Here is a 16,288-nt window from a genome sequence, read left to right on the forward strand (position 1 = left end):
CAAATTTAACAATAAATGATTGTATTAGCAATTGAATTGTTAATTTGACTTTTGAGATGTTAAAATTCAACTCAGTCGACTTTCTGATTTAAAAGTTTATGCAATTTAATGAAGTCAAAGGTGTTGGTGAGGCAACTATTAAAGCGCTAGCTAAATATAATCTGTATAATCCGGATGACCTTTTGACAATCTTCCCTAAAGAGTACAAAGATACTCGTTTTGTCAGCACCATAAGTTCTTTGGTGGCAGATAAGAAGTATCTCATTGAGGGTAGAATAACCAATTTAACATACAAGAAGTTTGGTAAGAAATTCTTACGCTTTATAGTAAATGATGAGACTGGAATTTGTACTATTGTAATGTTTAAATTTTACCCTAATCAAATAGTTGCACTTGAAAATGCTGAATATGTGCGCTGTTATGGTAAAGTCGATTTATCGTTGAATCCACAAATGGTTCATCCAGAATGGGCAGTTATAAAAGATGGTGTGTGTGCTATCAAAAAAGAGTTTTCACCAGTTTATCGGTTAAAAAAGGTCTCTGATAAAGTAGTGTCTAGAATAATTTTATCTTGCCTTAAGAGTAAAAGTGTTGCAGATATTTTACCAAGACAGCTATTGCGTGTATTTGGTTTGATAAGTTTTAGTGATGCCTTGTATTATGTCCATGCTCTTACAGATTCTATAGATGACAAACTTATAAATATTGCTAGATCTTCTATAAAGTTTGAAGAAATGCTTGCCTACAAACTTGCTGAGGAGAGTATTCGTAAAAGCATAACAGATAGTAGTGCTCCAAGATTATCTTTAGAAGAGTCTCAGCAAAATGAATTTTATAAAAAGCTACCTTATCAATTAACCCAAGCTCAGCAATGTACAATCACAGAGATTTTAGCGGATATAAGTCAATCAAGTGCAATGATAAGGCTTCTGCAAGGTGATGTTGGCGCTGGTAAAACAATTGTGGCAGCTATGGCTGTGTATACTGCAGTTAAGTCTGGATATCAAGCAGTTGTGATGGCGCCTACAGAGATTTTGGCTGAGCAACATTATAGTTTTTTTGCATCATATATGGCAGATTTGGATATTGAGGTTGTACCACTATTAGGTAAGTTAACTGTAAAGCAAACTAGAGAAAGTTTAGAGGTTATTAAGTCTAAAAAAGATTGTGTTATTGTCGGAACTCATGCTGTGTTTCAAGAGCGTGTTGAATATTGTAATTTGGGTCTGGTCGTTGTCGATGAGCAGCATAGGTTCGGTGTTGAGCAGCGTTTAGCTTTAATTAATAAATCATCTCTAAGTGATAAGCATTTGGTGCCTCATCAGCTCATAATTTCAGCTACACCTATTCCTAGGACTCTAGCGATGACTCTGTATGGAAATTTGCAATTATCAATACTTGATGAGTTACCGCCTAATCGTAAGCCTATAGTAACAACAGTCTTAAATAGAGCTAAAAAACAAAGTTTGATAGGTAAGGTTAAAGAAGCAGTATCTCGTGGCGAACAAGTATATTGGGTTTGTCCTTTGGTTGAAGAGTCTGAAAATATGGACTTTTTACAGGATGTCAAAACCTTACATAAAGAACTAGCAGAAGCTTTGGGCAAGGAAAATGTGGGTCTTGTATACGGCAGTATGAAATCAAAAGATAAAATACAAGAGATGAGTGATTTTAAAGCCAAAAAGTACACAGTGCTGGTCGCTACTACAGTGATTGAGGTTGGAGTAGATGTACCAAATGCGAGTATTATGATTATTGATAATGCCGAAAGATTGGGTATATCTCAGCTTCATCAGCTAAGAGGAAGAGTTGGTAGAGGGGCAAAGGAGAGTTATTGTATACTGCTTTATAGTGATAGGATAAGTGAAGTTGGCAAGAAGAGACTATCGCTTGTAAGAGAGTCGCAAGATGGTTTTTATTTGGCTGAGAAAGATCTCGAGATACGCGGAGCGGGAGATATCATAGGTAAAGAGCAGTCAGGAGTGTCAACATTTAAGACTTTTGATATAAATGAGTATTATGATAATTATGATAAAATATCTAGTGCTACAGCTATAGTAGAAAGTGAATATCCACATCTAAAAAAGAAATTGGTGGATAAGTGGTTTAAGCAAAGAGTAAATTACGTGGATGTGTGATTATTATGTTATTGGCTAGTGTGGTTGCAATTTTAATTGGTTTGATAGCTACGGTGGTAGTTGTTAGGACTTTGTATAAGCAAAGTGTTAGGAAAGGAACACTTAAATCTAAAAAAGATAAAGTTATTAATGGAGTTATCGTTGGCTTAGTGTTTTTTTGTGTAAGTAGTTTCTCATATGTGCTAATCATAAATATTTGAGGCTTACTTGGTTGCTTTAAGAACTATAGCAAATGGATATAATAAGATTATAAACTTAAAAAACATTCGCTAATATTGCTATAATAAAGGTGAATATTGTATTTAAAAACAAGAGGATTAGCTAATGGCTGTTATCAAGACAGAAGATCTAATAAATAGTGTTGCAGAAGCATTGCAATATATTTCATATTATCACCCGAAAGATTTTATTGATGCAATGTATGAAGCGTACCAACGTGAGGAATCAAAGCCAGCAAAAGACGCGATGGCACAGATTCTTATCAATTCAAGAATGTCTGCTATGGGTAAGCGTCCAATCTGTCAAGATACAGGTATGGTGTGTGCGTTTGTGAAAGTTGGTATGGATGCTAAGCTTGATAAAACTGATAGAACAATTACAGAGCTTGTTAATGAGGGAGTGCGTCGTGGCTATAATGATCCACATAACCCTTTGAGAGCATCTATGGTTTTTCCACCTCATGGAGCTAGAAAAAACACAAAAGATAATACGCCAGCAATTGTACATATTGATTTGGTTCATGGTGATAAGATTGAGATTGATATCGCTGCAAAAGGCGGTGGATCTGAGTTTAAGTCAAAATTTAAGGTTTTAAATCCTAGTGATAGCATTATCGACTGGGTAGAAGAGATGCTTCCACAGATGGGAGCAGGTTGGTGCCCACCAGGAATTATTGGTATCGGAATTGGTGGTACAGCTGAGAAAGCTATGCTTCTTGCAAAAGAATCTCTAGGTGAAGAGATTAATATGCAAGATATCATCAAAAATGGTCCTCAAAATGAGACTGAGCAACTAAGATTAGATATTTATAATCGTGTCAATGCTCTTGGTATAGGTGCTCAAGGTCTTGGTGGTTTGACAACCGTGCTTGATGTTAAGGTTAATGAATATCCAACTCACGCAGCATGTAAGCCTGTAGCTCTTATTCCTAACTGTGCGGCTACTCGTCATGTGCATTTCACATTAGATGGTTCTGGGGCGGTTGATTTGCCAGCACCTAAGATCGAAGATTGGCCAGTAATCGAGCAAGCACAAAATGATGATGTTAAGAAAATCAATCTTGATACAGTTACTAAAGAAGAAATCGAAGCTCTTAGATCTGGTGATAATGTTTTATTGACAGGTAAGATTTTGACTGGTCGTGATGCAGCGCATAAGCGTTTACAGGATATGTATAATGCTGGCGAAGAATTCCCTGTAGATCTTAAAGGTAGATTTATCTATTATGTAGGTCCAGTTGATCCAGTTGGTAATGAAGTTGTTGGCCCTGCAGGTCCTACTACAGCTACGCGTATGGATAAATTTACACCATTTATGTTAGAGAAAGCTGGTATTGCTGGTATGATTGGTAAATCAGAAAGAGGTCAGGCTACTATTGACTCTATTGCAAAAAATAAGGCTGTTTATTTTATGGGAGTAGGTGGCGCTGCTTACCTAATCTCTAAATCAATCAAGAAAGCGGAAGTTGTCGCTTTTGAAGATCTTGGTATGGAAGCTATTTATGAGTTTGAAGTAGAAGATATGCCAGTAACTGTTGCTGTAGATTCTCTTGGTGTTTCAGCGCATCAGCAAGGTCCTAAGCTTTGGAAAGCTAAGATTGCTGAAATCAAAAAAGGTTAATTCTATTTGTATCATTCTGTATATTGTGTAAATTTTTATTATATATTTACATATTCAGTAGTTAGTCATTTTTTATTTCTATAAGGTATAGAGGTAATAGATTTATGATGTCTTAATCTTCAAAGAATTAGAATTTAGTGACAAGTATTATAGTGATAATACCAATATATGTGTGGTATATTAAATCTATAATTCTTTTCATTTTTGATAGTTTAGGGAGCAAGATATGAAAAAAATGTTATTAATGTTGCTATTGGCTTCTCCAGTACTTATTTTTGCTGCAGATAGTGCAACAGATTCGAATACAAATGTAGATAATCAAGAGGTAAAGCAACAAAAGTTTGAGGTTAAAAAGCAACAAATCCTTAAAATGTTGCAAGAAAAACAAGCATGTGTAGAAAAAGCTAATTCAAAAGATGATCTAAAGAAATGTAAAGTCCATGGTGGTAAAAAACATAAAAACAAAAAAGATTAATTTATAGTAGGTTTTGATTTTTTGGTATAACGATTTTTTATTAGATTGTGATTTCTATTAAATTTTGTTCTGGGTCAAGTACACAGCTTTCATAATATCCATCGCCTGTGATTCTAGGTTCTCCTATAATTTTAAAACCATCATTTCTTAGTTGTTCTGTTAGTTGATCTACTTTTTCTTTAGATCCTACTGATATAGCAAGATGAATTAAACCAAATCTTTCTGTATTATCGAGATTTAAATTGTTCATGTTTTTTGAGTGCATAATTTCTAATCTTGCTCCAGATTCAAAAGATAAGAAATAAGAAGAAAAGCCTTTTATGGGGTTTATATATTTATCATTTGGTTTTGCATTAAAGTATTTACAATAAAAATCTTTCATTAGTTCAATATCTTTAACCCAAATTGCAATATGTTCTATTCTCATATATTGTGACTGCTTTAATGCCTTGTAAATAATATTATAGCTAAGTTTAGCCATTAATCTTAAGTTGCATATGTGATATATTTTACTTTATTTGTTTTGAAAAAATAAATTGATGCATAAAGATAAAATATTTGAGTTTATAAAGAAGGTTCAAGCAATATCCCATACGGGTGTTGTTTATTCTAAATGTCCATATGCCTTGGATAATTACCATGAGCTATTAGAGCTGAGCTCAAAGATGTTACATGAGTATATCAAGTCTGATGTGCAACCTTATGATATATACAGGGATATGTATTATGCAACACCGCAGCCAGGTGTGCGAGTGGTTATTTTTCAAAATAATAAACTTCTAATGGCTGAAGATGCCGATACTCCAAATGAATGGACTATTCCAGGTGGTTGGTGTGATATTGATCTTTCGCCAGTTGAAACATGTATCAAAGAAGTTAAAGAAGAAACGGGTTATGATATTAAAGTGACTAAATTTTTAGCGCTTATGGATAGAAATAATTATACTCAAAGTGAAATTTATAATGTTTATAGTTTGGTATTTGTAGCAGAAATTGTGGGTGGTGAGAATAGCCCAAATTTTGAGGTTAATAAGGTAGATTTTTTTGATATTAATGAGTTGCCAAAATTATCTCATAAGCTTACAAAAGAAGAGCTGGATATTATATTGAAGACATATAAGGATAATACTGTTTATTTTGAATAAAAATTGTATATTGCGGGTTTACATTTAGTTTCTAGGTAAATAGTATTTGTGTAACGTTTTATAAATTGAATTTTTATATTGTGATTTTAGGAGTCAAAATAGCAATTATCTTAAAGTTTATTATTAGCTTATTTGCAATAATTAATCCATTTTCATTAGCTGGAATATATCTTGATACTGTAAAACAATCAGATCAAAAAGAGAAGAACACAATTGTCTTCACAATGATATTAGCATTTTTAGCTATACTTAGTCTAATGGTATGGTTTGGTAAAGATATCTTATCTATTTTTGGTATTAACCAAGATGCTTTTCGTGCTGGTGGCGGGGTGATTGTTTTATTCTTTGGCTTGAGAATTTTGGGAGTATTAGCACAGCCAGTATCAGATACTACAATAAAAAGTGTTTCTGCTAGAGATTTAGCAGTTGTGCCCTTAGCTATACCTCTATTAGCTGGTCCAGGGACAATAGCTACTGTAATTACAGATTCACATGAATATTTTGCAACTATTGAGTCAAAGGTTATTGCAAATTTATGTTTATTATTCGTGGCAATTGTGTTGTGGCTGTTTTTTAGGTACTTGCCTAAGATATCAGCATTTCTTGGAGAGCATACTATGGATGTTATTTCAAAAATTATGGGTTTGATGCTAGTTGCTATTTCTGTAGAAATGATTTTTGATGGAGTTAAAGGTTTCTTTTATTAGTTTAAGAAGGAGAATAATATGATAAAGGTATTTGGGATAAATAATTGTACAAGTGTAAGATCTGCTCTTAAGTTTTTTGAGGAAAACGGCAAGAAAGTTGAATATATAAATCTCAGAGAAAATAAACCTACTTGGCAAGAAATGAAAGATATAAAACAAATTGGTAATTTTCAGGTAATAGATTTATTTAACTCTAAAGGTAAGCTTTTTACGGAAATGGGTCTTAAAGAAAAAATTGATGGCTTATCAGAGCAAGAAGCATTTGAGCTTTTAGTTACCGATGCCCTATTATTTAAAAGACCTTTAGTTGTAGATGGCAACTATGCTAGAACTGGCTGGAATAAAAAAGAATACGAAGAAAAATGGGGTTAGAATAGTTTAAAATTTGTGATGTTTTATTCTGTTGCGTCAGATTTTGCTTTCTCAATTTGTGCATCTAGGCTAGCTGCTTTTGAAAGATTTTGTTGAGCTTCCGCATTTAGAACATTTGCCTGATCTTTGTCATACTGAGACTTAGAAGTATCAGCTTTAGCTTCTTTATCAAGATTTCCAGCATCAGTTGTTAGTGTATTAGCTTCTAATTGATCTTGTTTAGCCTGTTCATTTAATTGACTTTGCTGTTGTTCTAGATCTTGCAAAGCACGTTCTTTTTTATTCGGACCACATGAAGCAAGTAAGCTTACACATATTACAGAAGTAAGTATTATTCCTGATAATTTTTTTATAGTCATTGGTTATTCTCCTAACAGTTATTAAAATCAAATTGACACAAATTGATTAGTATCATTTTAATTATGCTAAATGAATAATTATTAGTAAATACTAAATGGTTAATTTTTTATTAAAAATTGGCGGTTATTTCTTGAGCGAGTAATGAATAATTTCTAGTGATAGTGCCTTTAGAATAAATTGACGGCATGAAGAAACATGATTGCACAGAAAATTGTAATAATGCCGGCAGTAATATTTAGCTCTTTTCTATTGCAAAAAACAGATATTAAAAACCAGACTAAGATACCTGTAGCAATACCTGTTGATATCGATGATGCGAGAGTCATCATTATTATGGTGAAAAATGCCGGTGTAGCTTGAACGAAGTCATTCCAATTAACATTTGCTACTTGTTGCATCATCATTATACCTATTAGGACTAATGCTGGAGAAATCACTTCTATAGGGATAGAGCTAATTAATGGTGATAGGAATAAAAATGGTAAAAACATTAAACCCGCAAAGATAGCTGTAAGACCAGAGCGAGCTCCTTGAGCAATACCTACACCAGATTCTACAACTACTGTAGATGGACTAGATCCTAGTATGCCAGATACTGTAGCGCTTGTAGCATCAGCAAGGAAGGTTTTCTTTAGTTCTTTATCTCTATGATTGTGCTCTTTTTGCATACTTCCATATAAGCTTGATATGGTTCCAGTACCATCAAAAAGACTTAAAAAGCAGAACGTGAATATTGTTGGCAAAATAGCGAATTTTAAGCCACTTATAAAATCTATTTGACCTATCAAAGAGAAATCAGGAGCACTTACTATAGTAGTTGGTAGAGCTATTATTTTTTCATGAGAAAAATGCTCTAAAGGTATAGAGAATATATAGCCTATTATGATTACTATAATAATTGGGGCAGGAATTTTTTTTATGAAAAGTATTACTAATAATATTAAACAGGCCATAAATAATATGGTATGTGGATTGATGCTATTTAAAGTTAATAAGCCTTCATTAGAAGTAATAAAGCCACTATTTATAAAGCCGATATATGCAATAAAGAGTCCAATGCCAGCTCCTAGAGATTGCTTGATTGACTTAGGGAGGCTTAGCATGATTTTTGTACGAATATTTAAAATTACTAATAAGCTAAATATTATTCCTGACCAAAATGTTGCGCCTAATACGGTTTGCCATGGTAAGTGATACACTGATACAGCAGTATATGAGAAGAAAATATTCATTCCCATACCAGGAGCTACTACAAAAGGATTGCGTGTAAATAATCCCATAATTATGCTACCAAAAGCAGATACTAAGATTGTGCTTGTTACCAAAGCATTGCTAGGCATACCAGCAGCAGCTAGTATTTTTGGATTTACTACGATGATATAAGAAATCGCTAGAAAGGAAGCTAATGCTGCTAGGAATTCTTTTTTTATTGAGGTGTTATTTGCTTTTAGATCAAAGAATGACTCTATTGTTTTCAACATATTTTACAGCTAAATCACTAAAAGCTATATTGTAGTAATTAGTATGATAAAAGTCTATTTGGTTTTGATGTTTAGCAAGATTTTTTATATTCAGAATATAGGTTGTCTAATTGTTGTCTAATATTGATTCCTATATTTCTATAATCACACTCGCGTAAGTTTGCTAAAGAAACTCTAGCAGAAGGATGTAGATCATCAAAGCCATTACCAGGTAGAAGTACAATCCCCGTTTCAGATGCTAAAGTTTTTAGCATATCATTAACACTATGATTTTGTATTAACCATTTAGAAAAAAACTTATCATAAATTACAGTTGAGAGATGTTCTAAATCTAGAAGTGTATAATATCCAACATTATCTGAATTATAATGGTGCTGTATCTTAGGTGATATTGAATTAAATAAGATATTATAGCGTCTTCTGATAAGCTTTTTTGCTTCTTTACGATATATATCTTGATTATCTAATAAGCTAGAAAGTGCAAAAAGGCTCATTTGTAATTGTTGAGGTAGTGAGATACCAGCAGTATGATTTAGGGCAACAGAGCGACTATCAGCTACTAATCTATCAATAAACTTTAATGTTCTTGAATTTGTTGTAAGAGAGCTGTAATGCTTATCAAGCTCTTGCAGTTTTTTATCATCAAGTTCGCTAATTAGTTTATCAAAAATATTGTCTTTGTGTAGGGCAATCGTACCGATACGCCAACCAGTTGCTCCAAAGTACTTGGAGAATGAGTAAACGCAAAGGGTGTTGTAGGCGCATTTTGAGAATAATGATTCAAAGTCATCTGAAAAAGTTGCATAAACATCATCGGTAATAATCATTAGGTCAGATCGGTGATTTTCGATGATATTCGCTATTTTGTCTAGAACAGAGTCGCTAATTTTGACAGATGGTGGGTTACTTGGATTTACTAAGCAAAGAGTCTTGATAGTAGGATCAAGTAGCTTTTCAAGTTCTTTGTCAGTAACTTGCCAATCTGCTTGCTCATCAGCATAGATGTGAACTATAGTATTGTTATATTCTGGAAGTTCTGGAATTTCAAGATATGGTGAAAAAATAGGGCTAATCATCGCTATTTTATCATTGGCATTAAGCAGACCATTTATTTTCGCAGATTGGAAAATATATGTCATAGCAGCAGTACCACCTTCTGTCGCAAAAATATCAAATTCTAGTGGAATATCCGTATTCTTATAGAGTTCTTCACGCAGATAGTACATTACTATTTTTTCGGTGATAGAAAGCATCCTTGGTGGCGAAGGATAGTTACATCCAAGATATGCATTAGTCATTTCATATAAGAAGTCTTCTTTATTGATGCCTAAATGATCATCAACGAAAGAGATTGCAGCTTTAAGAAAACTAATTCCATCTAGCTTATCATTAGCCATGCAGTAGAAATCAAATCTTTCTAATATGCCTTTTTTCTCAGGTAAGCCACCAAAGATGTTATCAAGATAGGAGTAGGATCTTTCAGATTCTTTAAGTGCAAAGTCTCCAAGGCGTAAGAAAGCATGTCTTGGAACAGTTGCCAAAAAAATAGGATTGCCACGACCAGCATTCAACATTAATCTATCGGCTTTACTTGTTGCTAATTTTATTAATTCATCTTTAAATTCAAATGGACTTAAATCTTGTTGACTCATGAAAATATCCTTTTATTTGGGTATGATTGTGACTAATGCAACTATAATAGGACCCCATAGTGTCAGCCATATATTTGCTAAAGCATAAGATGATGTGAATGGAATTACAGGGGTAGCGTTGCCAGCTCGTTCTAATAGAGCTGCAAAACCAGGATTTGCGCTTCTACCACCAGCAATAGTTGCTAATAATACAATAGGGTTTTTGATTTTAAGTAAATAGTACGATATGTAAAAAGAAATTACTTGAGGTATGATAGTTACACCAATACCCAAGAAAAATAGTGTAAGTCCGTGCTCTTTGATGGCGATTATGGCTTGAGGTCCAGCAGTAATTCCAACACTAGCTACAAATATTGCTAAACCGAAGTCTCTGATAAAATTAGAAGCCCCTAATGGTAGATTGCTAAATTGAGGTTTCACTGATCTGATCCAACCAAAAATCAAGCCTGATAGCAAGCAACCAACACCAGCGCCTAAAGTTATTGAAATACCAAAGATATTGAAACTTATTAGGCCCAAAATATAGCCTAAAACCATTCCTAAACCAAAGAAGATGAAATCAGTGATCGGAGCTTCAGAAATATAAGTCCCTATTTTGTCGCTAATTTTATCAAGATCTTCTGGTTTGCCTACTAATACAATTTCATCACCTCTTCTTAGCTTTAGTTCGTTAGAAATAGGAAGCTTTTGACCAGAACGAATAATTTTTTGTAAAAATACTCCATAGTAGTTTTTGTCTTGAATTATAGTTTTGATTTCTTGGATAGTTTTGTTGAAAAGATTCTTGTTTGTTAATATCAAAGATCTTTTTTCTTCAATAAAGTTGAATTGCTCAGGTTTGGTAACTTCATCATCATTTGAAATGATAGATTGTATGTCTAAATCTTCGTAGAATGTTATGGCTACTATATCATCAGTATTTATGTTGGTTTCAGGGGTTATGGTTAGTAGCTTATCATTACGAATGATATTTTCTATTACTACTTTATACTCATATGCTTTATATATTTCTACAACTGATCTGTTTAGTAGTTCTGAGTTGTGACTAATTCTATATGCTCGAGTAGTGTATTCGCTAAAAGCAGAGAATTGACCAGCTTCTAAATCCAAGCTACCATCTGATTGTTCAGTCGCTAGCTTAATAGCTTCTTTTCTGACATCCCATCTCATTATAAGGGGGAAGATTGTAGCTAATAGGATAATTGGCCCAAAAGATCCAAAGATATAACATACTGCATATCCAACGGCGACGTTAGCTTGCATTGTATGAATAATTGACTCTGGCAGTGAGTTTATGGCAGCTATTGCATTATTTGCTGAACCTATCATGGCTGATTGAGTTAATCCTCCAGCACCTAATCCAGCTGCAGTACCTTTATCTAATTGGAATATCCAAGCAAAAGCTAATACACATATTAACCCTAAGAGACATGTTATAGTCGAAGAAGCTAACAATAAAAAAGTACTTTTATTTAATGATCTAAAAAATTGTGCCCCTCCTTGATAGCCAACGGCATATATAAATAAAGCAAAAAACAAAGAGCCTATCTCTGGTGGAATCATAATATTAAGTTGTCCTATGATCACTCCAATTATCAGAGATCCTGAAATACCACCTAATACAAAAGTCTTATATTTTATCTTTCCGAGTAGATAACCAATACTCACTGTTAAAAATAGTGCTATGAAGGGATTTTTGAGTATGTTAAGCACTAACTGTAGAACCATCTTGAGTCTAAGTATGACTGCATGTGTAAAGTATAGCAGACCTTAGTAGTTATGGTAATTACTGAGTTGCGATTTATTGTGTATTTATATATCCACCTGGCACTGATTCGATCAGCGATTTGAGTTCGAGTTCAAATAGGATTGGAGTTATTTCCATATAAGGAAGTTTTGACTCAGTAACTATTTTGTCAATCGTTGTGAGCCCCTGACCTATAATGTCTAGAATTACTTTTTCGGAGTTGCTTAGGTTTGGATCATTGTCAGTCATTTTTGTAGAAGTTTCTTGTAAAGAGTTGTTTGGGTCAATATTTATCTCTTCTAAAATATCATTAATATCACAAACAAGTTTCGCTCCTTGTTTGATTAACTCATTACAGCCTTGACTTGATGTACTAAAAATACTTCCTGGTACTGCAAATACTTCTTTGTTTTGTTCAAGAGCATGTTGAGCAGTTATTAATGAGCCACTTTTGCTAGCTGCTTCAATTACAACTACTCCTTTAGATAGTCCACTAATTATACGATTTCTCTGAGGGAAAGTATAACGTGAAGCTGTTGTTCCCAGAGGTAGTTCAGATATTATTAATCCATTATTGGAAATAATATTGCTATATAGTTCTCTATTTGAACTTGGGTATATAATATCAACTCCAGTACCTACTACCGCAATAGTGTTTAAACTGTTTTCAAGAGCATATTTATGAGCTAGAGTATCTATTCCATATGCTAGTCCACTCGTTATTGTGATATTTGAGTCTTTAAGTTCTTCGCAAAGTTTGCAGGTGGCATTCTTTCCATAAGTAGAGTTTTTTCTTGCACCAACAATTGCTAATTGAGCAGTCTCTAAAAGCTTTGTATTACCAGTACAATATAATACAAAAGGAGGATTGCTAATATGTTTGAGACTTTCTGGATAAGCTTGATCTGTGTATGTTATCAATTTATTATGACTATTTTCTAGCCAGTTATACAGCTTGTCAAGATAGCCTAGATACTTTCTGTCGTTGAGATATTCTATGCTTTCAGAACGTAGCGATAAGCTTTTAGTATATTTGTTTGGATTATCAATAATATCATTAAAGTTAATGTTAAGCTCTAATGCTTTTAGAAGACGACTGTTGCCAAAGTATGGAGTGCATGAAAGAGCTATGATAGACCGTGTGGTATTATTCATTATAGTCGAGTTGTTGCCATTGAGTTGCTGGTAATTTCTTGTAGTGAATTTACGATTATTGCTATAGAGTAGTTGTTTGATTCTCTATATATAAAACCGTAACCTATATATTTAGGTGGTATAGGAAATCCATCAGTTCTACTCTCTGGTTCGTATAATATAACTTCTGCTCCTAGCTTTAGGCCATCAGTAGCTCCTTTATTAAGCAAAATGCTATTGTAAGAAGAGGAGAATGTGTTTGTATTCATGACATCTTCGAGTACATTGGCTGTTACTTTACTATTCATTTTAAAGGTTTGACTTGGAAGTTTCTGATCTGCAATAGCATCAGGTATAACATAGTTACCAACACTAGCCTCTCTAGTTAGATTGGTAATTGTCAGAGCTGTTATACCTTTGTAAGTATGATCATATTTTGCTGTTCCTAACCTATAGTATTTTGTATCATCATTAAATGATGATAGTGGCTTAGGCTCTGAAATAATAATAAAGTTTTTGTTATCGACATTTTGAGGATACTCTTTGTTTGCAAAAATCTTAAAGCCTATGCTAAGCACAGGTCTTTTTTCTCTGGAATCATATATTCTCGATACATTATCAACTTCATTACCATTTAGTAAGTAAACATTTGAAAAGAACTTAGTGTAATCCGCAGGCTTCACATGTTTTAGATTCTGTTCTATATTATCTATTTGTTCGATTAGCCTGCTTTTTAGAGTGATTTCAACTCTTTGGTTTATTGCTCTATTTAAACTTGTATCATTTGGAGCAATAGGGTCTTGATAACCTAGAGCCTTGATTATAATACCATTGTTTTTATCTAATCCTCTTCTTACAAGATACTCTTCAACACTTTCTGCACGATTTTTAGATAGTCTGATATTATATTCAGTTAGTATGTTTTTGTCAGTTAGAAGTTTTGACTCTACTTTTCCAGCATATCCTCGTATTGTAAATGTTGTAGTGTCTGTAAGCTTCAGGTATGCGTATAATTTATTCAGAATTTGTTTGGCTTGATCATTAAGGTTATAGCTATCAGCATCAAATTTTATATTTGTTTGAATTAGATCTGGGCCTTGCTGTTCTTTTAGGCATATAAAAGACTGGTTAGATTCTATTAACTTTTTTGTACATGGTTCTAATGTTGGGAAGGAGAGGTTTTCATCACTAGGGTTTTCACTCCCTGTAAAAGTTTCACAACCTGCTATAGCAAATACTAGTAGCAATACTATGGCAAAGTTAAATAGTTTTTTCATAAGTAGTAATAAAGCTTGTAATTTATTAATACGATTCTACTATAAAGTTTTTGTTGAGAATAGTATTTGTAGCTAAGGTTGTTAACATATATCCATAAAATCAAGTTGTTATGTAAACAAAAGATGAATAAAATCTCTAAATATGGTATCTTGAAGTTCAAAAATTATAATTAGAATTTGTATGAAAATAACTTCAGATAGCTTTGTGAAAATGCATTTTAAATTTAGATTAAAAGATGGTTCTATAGCTGAAGATACAGAAAACTATAACAGGCCTTTTATATTTCAAATGGGTCAAGGATGCTTTACTGATAAAGTTGAAAATGAGTTAGAGGGTGCATCCATTGGCGATAGTAAAAGAGTTGTTTTAATGCCAGAGGAGGCTTTTGGAGAAAAGCATCCTGCAAGTATATACTCTGTGCCTAAATATAGATTTCCAAAGGATATGGAGTTAGAAGAGGGCTTAATTGTATCATTTAGCCAAAAAGATGGCTCTAAGCTACCGGGTTTGATTACGGAAATCAATGAAAATGATGTTACGGTAGATTTTAATCATCCATTATCAGGTCAGATAATTGTATTCGAAGCTAAGATTTTAGATATAGCTGAAAAAGAGGAAGATTTAGGTGAAGATATTATTAGCTAATCCAAGAGGCTTTTGTGCAGGTGTTAGTAGAGCAGTTGAGACTGTTGAAAAGGTTTTAGAAGTTGAAAAATCTCCTGTTTATGTACGTCATGAAGTTGTTCATAATAAGGTTGTTGTAGATTCTTTGAAGAAAAAAGGTGTAGTATTTGTTAAAGAGGTTGATGAAGTTCCAGATGATGCTGTGTGTATATTTAGTGCTCATGGTGTCTCACTACAGGTTGAAGAAGTCGCAGCTAAAAAAAATCTTGTTCTATACGATGCTACATGTCCATTGGTTACTAAAGTCCATAGAGGTGTTCGCCTAGCAAGTAATAATGATGCTGAATGTATTTTGATTGGTCATAAAGGACACCCTGAAGTTCAGGGTACTATGGGTCAGTATCGCAGTAAAAAAGGAGCTATATATTTAGTCGAAAGTGAACAAGATGTTGCTAAGCTAGATATAAAAAATCCTGATAATCTATATTATGCGACACAAACCACTTTATCTGTAGACGAAACTCAGGGAATTATAGAGTCCTTAAAAAATAGGTTTCCAAATATCAAAGGGCCAAAAAAAGAAGATATTTGTTATGCAACACAGAATCGTCAAACAGCAATAAAGTCAATGCTTAAAGAAATAGATGTCTTAGTTGTTGTAGGCTCACAAAATAGCTCGAATTCTAATAGACTGAAAGAGCTAGCGACACTAGAAGGGATTGATGCTTATTTGGTAGATAATCCTGCGGATATTAAAAGCACCTGGTTTGAGAATAAGAAAGTTTGTGGAGTCAGTGCTGGAGCGTCTGCACCTGAGTATCTTGTTCAGCAGGTGATTACAGAGATATCTAGAGTTTGTGAAGGTGATGTTGCTGTTGAGGAGTTTGATGGTATCAAAGAGGAAGTTTATTTTCCTCTTCCAAGACTTCTGAAGCAAAAAATTATTGGTACTAATTAAGGAAAGGTCTTATGCAGAGATCAGTTAGAGGTGCAACAACAATAGAAAAAGATACTAAAGAGAATGTTTTAAGTGCGACAAAAGAGCTTTTGCAGCAGATGATAAGCCGTAATAACATTAAGTCTGAAGATATTGTTAATATTATATTTACTGTAACTAGAGATATTGAATCCGAATTTCCTGCTGTTGCAGCTCGTGAGGTGGGTTTAGTTAATGTTCCTTTGATTGATTGCCAACAAATGGTACGTGAAGGAGCATTAGAGTTTTGTATTAGGATTATGTTGACATATAATACAACTAAGTCGCAGCTTGATATAAATCATGTATATTTGCATCGAGCACAGGTGTTGCGACCAGATTTGTTAATAAAGTAGTAGG

At 33.5% G+C, this 16,288-nt stretch carries 17 protein-coding genes; 10 read left to right on the plus strand and 7 right to left on the minus strand.

Annotation, left to right across the window (positions count from 1 at the left end; translation table 11 throughout):
* Positions 1-98 precede the first annotated feature (98 nt).
* The 4 genes from IMS64_RS01430 (at position 99) to IMS64_RS01445 (ending at position 4,452) form a co-directional block, all read left to right on the plus strand.
* Complete coding sequence (locus tag IMS64_RS01430; protein ID WP_211490685.1) at positions 99-2,138, plus strand: ATP-dependent DNA helicase RecG; 2,040 nt, start codon at positions 99-101, stop codon at positions 2,136-2,138.
* 5 nt (positions 2,139-2,143) lie between these two features.
* Positions 2,144-2,338 carry a hypothetical protein gene (locus IMS64_RS01435; protein WP_014714414.1) on the plus strand — a complete coding sequence of 65 codons (195 nt, stop codon included), beginning with the start codon at positions 2,144-2,146 and terminating at the stop codon, positions 2,336-2,338.
* A gap of 124 nt (positions 2,339-2,462) precedes the next feature.
* Positions 2,463-3,977: a fumarate hydratase gene (locus IMS64_RS01440; RefSeq protein ID WP_088820847.1), complete on the plus strand. Its 1,515-nt coding sequence runs from the start codon at positions 2,463-2,465 to the stop codon at positions 3,975-3,977.
* A gap of 226 nt (positions 3,978-4,203) precedes the next feature.
* The gene (locus IMS64_RS01445; protein ID WP_211490686.1) at positions 4,204-4,452 is read left to right on the plus strand and encodes a hypothetical protein; all 249 of its coding nucleotides are present in this window, start codon (positions 4,204-4,206) and stop codon (positions 4,450-4,452) included.
* Between the two features lie 40 nt (positions 4,453-4,492).
* Here IMS64_RS01445 and IMS64_RS01450 read toward each other — a convergent pair whose 3' ends face one another.
* Complete coding sequence (locus tag IMS64_RS01450) at positions 4,493-4,879, minus strand: VOC family protein (protein WP_200162529.1); 387 nt, start codon at positions 4,877-4,879, stop codon at positions 4,493-4,495.
* 112 nt (positions 4,880-4,991) lie between these two features.
* On the opposite strand from IMS64_RS01450, the gene IMS64_RS01455 reads away from it, so the two are divergent.
* From IMS64_RS01455 to IMS64_RS01465, 3 genes are all read left to right on the plus strand, one after another.
* Positions 4,992-5,597, plus strand: a complete 606-nt coding sequence (locus IMS64_RS01455) for an NUDIX hydrolase N-terminal domain-containing protein (RefSeq protein WP_211490687.1) — start codon at positions 4,992-4,994, stop codon at positions 5,595-5,597.
* Between the two features lie 65 nt (positions 5,598-5,662).
* Complete coding sequence (locus tag IMS64_RS01460; RefSeq protein ID WP_244972912.1) at positions 5,663-6,304, plus strand: MarC family protein; 642 nt, start codon at positions 5,663-5,665, stop codon at positions 6,302-6,304.
* 18 nt (positions 6,305-6,322) lie between these two features.
* Positions 6,323-6,676: an arsenate reductase family protein gene (locus tag IMS64_RS01465; RefSeq protein WP_211490688.1), complete on the plus strand. Its 354-nt coding sequence runs from the start codon at positions 6,323-6,325 to the stop codon at positions 6,674-6,676.
* Between the two features lie 23 nt (positions 6,677-6,699).
* Here IMS64_RS01465 and IMS64_RS01470 read toward each other — a convergent pair whose 3' ends face one another.
* From IMS64_RS01470 to IMS64_RS01495, 6 genes are all read right to left on the minus strand, one after another.
* On the minus strand, positions 6,700-7,035 hold the full coding sequence (locus tag IMS64_RS01470; RefSeq protein WP_159184234.1) for a hypothetical protein: 336 nt from the start codon (positions 7,033-7,035) through the stop codon (positions 6,700-6,702).
* Positions 7,036-7,203: 168 nt separating this feature from the next.
* The gene (locus IMS64_RS01475; protein WP_200149244.1) at positions 7,204-8,517 is read right to left on the minus strand and encodes an NCS2 family permease; all 1,314 of its coding nucleotides are present in this window, start codon (positions 8,515-8,517) and stop codon (positions 7,204-7,206) included.
* Between the two features lie 71 nt (positions 8,518-8,588).
* Positions 8,589-10,169, minus strand: a complete 1,581-nt coding sequence (locus IMS64_RS01480) for a bifunctional aspartate transaminase/aspartate 4-decarboxylase (protein WP_211490689.1) — start codon at positions 10,167-10,169, stop codon at positions 8,589-8,591.
* A gap of 12 nt (positions 10,170-10,181) precedes the next feature.
* Positions 10,182-11,897, minus strand: coding sequence for an aspartate-alanine antiporter (gene aspT / locus IMS64_RS01485; RefSeq protein WP_088820854.1), 1,716 nt, complete (start codon positions 11,895-11,897; stop codon positions 10,182-10,184).
* A gap of 73 nt (positions 11,898-11,970) precedes the next feature.
* Entirely contained in the window at positions 11,971-13,071 is a 1,101-nt protein-coding gene (gene dprA, locus IMS64_RS01490) for a DNA-processing protein DprA (protein WP_088820856.1), read from the minus strand.
* Positions 13,071-14,327, minus strand: coding sequence for an OmpA family protein (locus IMS64_RS01495; protein ID WP_211490690.1), 1,257 nt, complete (start codon positions 14,325-14,327; stop codon positions 13,071-13,073). Before IMS64_RS01495 ends, dprA begins: the two co-directional genes overlap by 1 nt.
* Before the next feature lie 181 nt (positions 14,328-14,508).
* Between IMS64_RS01495 and fkpB the strand changes: the two genes are divergently transcribed.
* Genes fkpB through aroH form a run of 3 tightly spaced genes read left to right on the plus strand, consistent with a single transcriptional unit; the run spans position 14,509 to position 16,284 of the window.
* A complete protein-coding gene (gene fkpB / locus IMS64_RS01500) occupies positions 14,509-14,973 on the plus strand; it encodes an FKBP-type peptidyl-prolyl cis-trans isomerase (protein ID WP_012279960.1) in 465 nt (154 codons plus the stop codon).
* Positions 14,954-15,910, plus strand: a complete 957-nt coding sequence (gene ispH, locus IMS64_RS01505) for a 4-hydroxy-3-methylbut-2-enyl diphosphate reductase (RefSeq protein ID WP_088820859.1) — start codon at positions 14,954-14,956, stop codon at positions 15,908-15,910. The genes fkpB and ispH overlap by 20 nt, the downstream gene beginning before the upstream one ends.
* Positions 15,911-15,921: 11 nt before the next feature.
* Positions 15,922-16,284 carry a chorismate mutase gene (aroH, locus tag IMS64_RS01510; RefSeq protein WP_211490691.1) on the plus strand — a complete coding sequence of 121 codons (363 nt, stop codon included), beginning with the start codon at positions 15,922-15,924 and terminating at the stop codon, positions 16,282-16,284.
* Positions 16,285-16,288: the final 4 nt, after the last annotated feature.

This window comes from Francisella philomiragia, from assembly GCF_018135955.1.
Taxonomy (GTDB): domain Bacteria; phylum Pseudomonadota; class Gammaproteobacteria; order Francisellales; family Francisellaceae; genus Francisella; species Francisella philomiragia.

Bases quoted from the DNA above. Each gene is read 5' to 3' on its own strand.
- IMS64_RS01495 (WP_211490690.1), bottom strand. From the start codon at position 14,327: ATGAAAAAACTATTTAACTTTGCCATAGTATTGCTACTAGTATTTGCT.
- IMS64_RS01450 (WP_200162529.1), bottom strand. From the start codon at position 4,879: ATGAGAATAGAACATATTGCAATTTGGGTTAAAGATATTGAACTAATG.
- IMS64_RS01465 (WP_211490688.1), top strand. From the start codon at position 6,323: ATGATAAAGGTATTTGGGATAAATAATTGTACAAGTGTAAGATCTGCT.
- dprA (WP_088820856.1), bottom strand. From the start codon at position 13,071: ATGAATAATACCACACGGTCTATCATAGCTCTTTCATGCACTCCATAC.
- aspT (WP_088820854.1), bottom strand. From the start codon at position 11,897: ATGGTTCTACAGTTAGTGCTTAACATACTCAAAAATCCCTTCATAGCA.
- IMS64_RS01480 (WP_211490689.1), bottom strand. From the start codon at position 10,169: ATGAGTCAACAAGATTTAAGTCCATTTGAATTTAAAGATGAATTAATA.
- fkpB (WP_012279960.1), top strand. From the start codon at position 14,509: ATGAAAATAACTTCAGATAGCTTTGTGAAAATGCATTTTAAATTTAGA.
- aroH (WP_211490691.1), top strand. From the start codon at position 15,922: ATGCAGAGATCAGTTAGAGGTGCAACAACAATAGAAAAAGATACTAAA.
- IMS64_RS01475 (WP_200149244.1), bottom strand. From the start codon at position 8,517: ATGTTGAAAACAATAGAGTCATTCTTTGATCTAAAAGCAAATAACACC.
- IMS64_RS01440 (WP_088820847.1), top strand. From the start codon at position 2,463: ATGGCTGTTATCAAGACAGAAGATCTAATAAATAGTGTTGCAGAAGCA.
- IMS64_RS01445 (WP_211490686.1), top strand. From the start codon at position 4,204: ATGAAAAAAATGTTATTAATGTTGCTATTGGCTTCTCCAGTACTTATT.
- IMS64_RS01430 (WP_211490685.1), top strand. From the start codon at position 99: ATGCAATTTAATGAAGTCAAAGGTGTTGGTGAGGCAACTATTAAAGCG.
- IMS64_RS01435 (WP_014714414.1), top strand. From the start codon at position 2,144: ATGTTATTGGCTAGTGTGGTTGCAATTTTAATTGGTTTGATAGCTACG.
- IMS64_RS01470 (WP_159184234.1), bottom strand. From the start codon at position 7,035: ATGACTATAAAAAAATTATCAGGAATAATACTTACTTCTGTAATATGT.
- IMS64_RS01455 (WP_211490687.1), top strand. From the start codon at position 4,992: ATGCATAAAGATAAAATATTTGAGTTTATAAAGAAGGTTCAAGCAATA.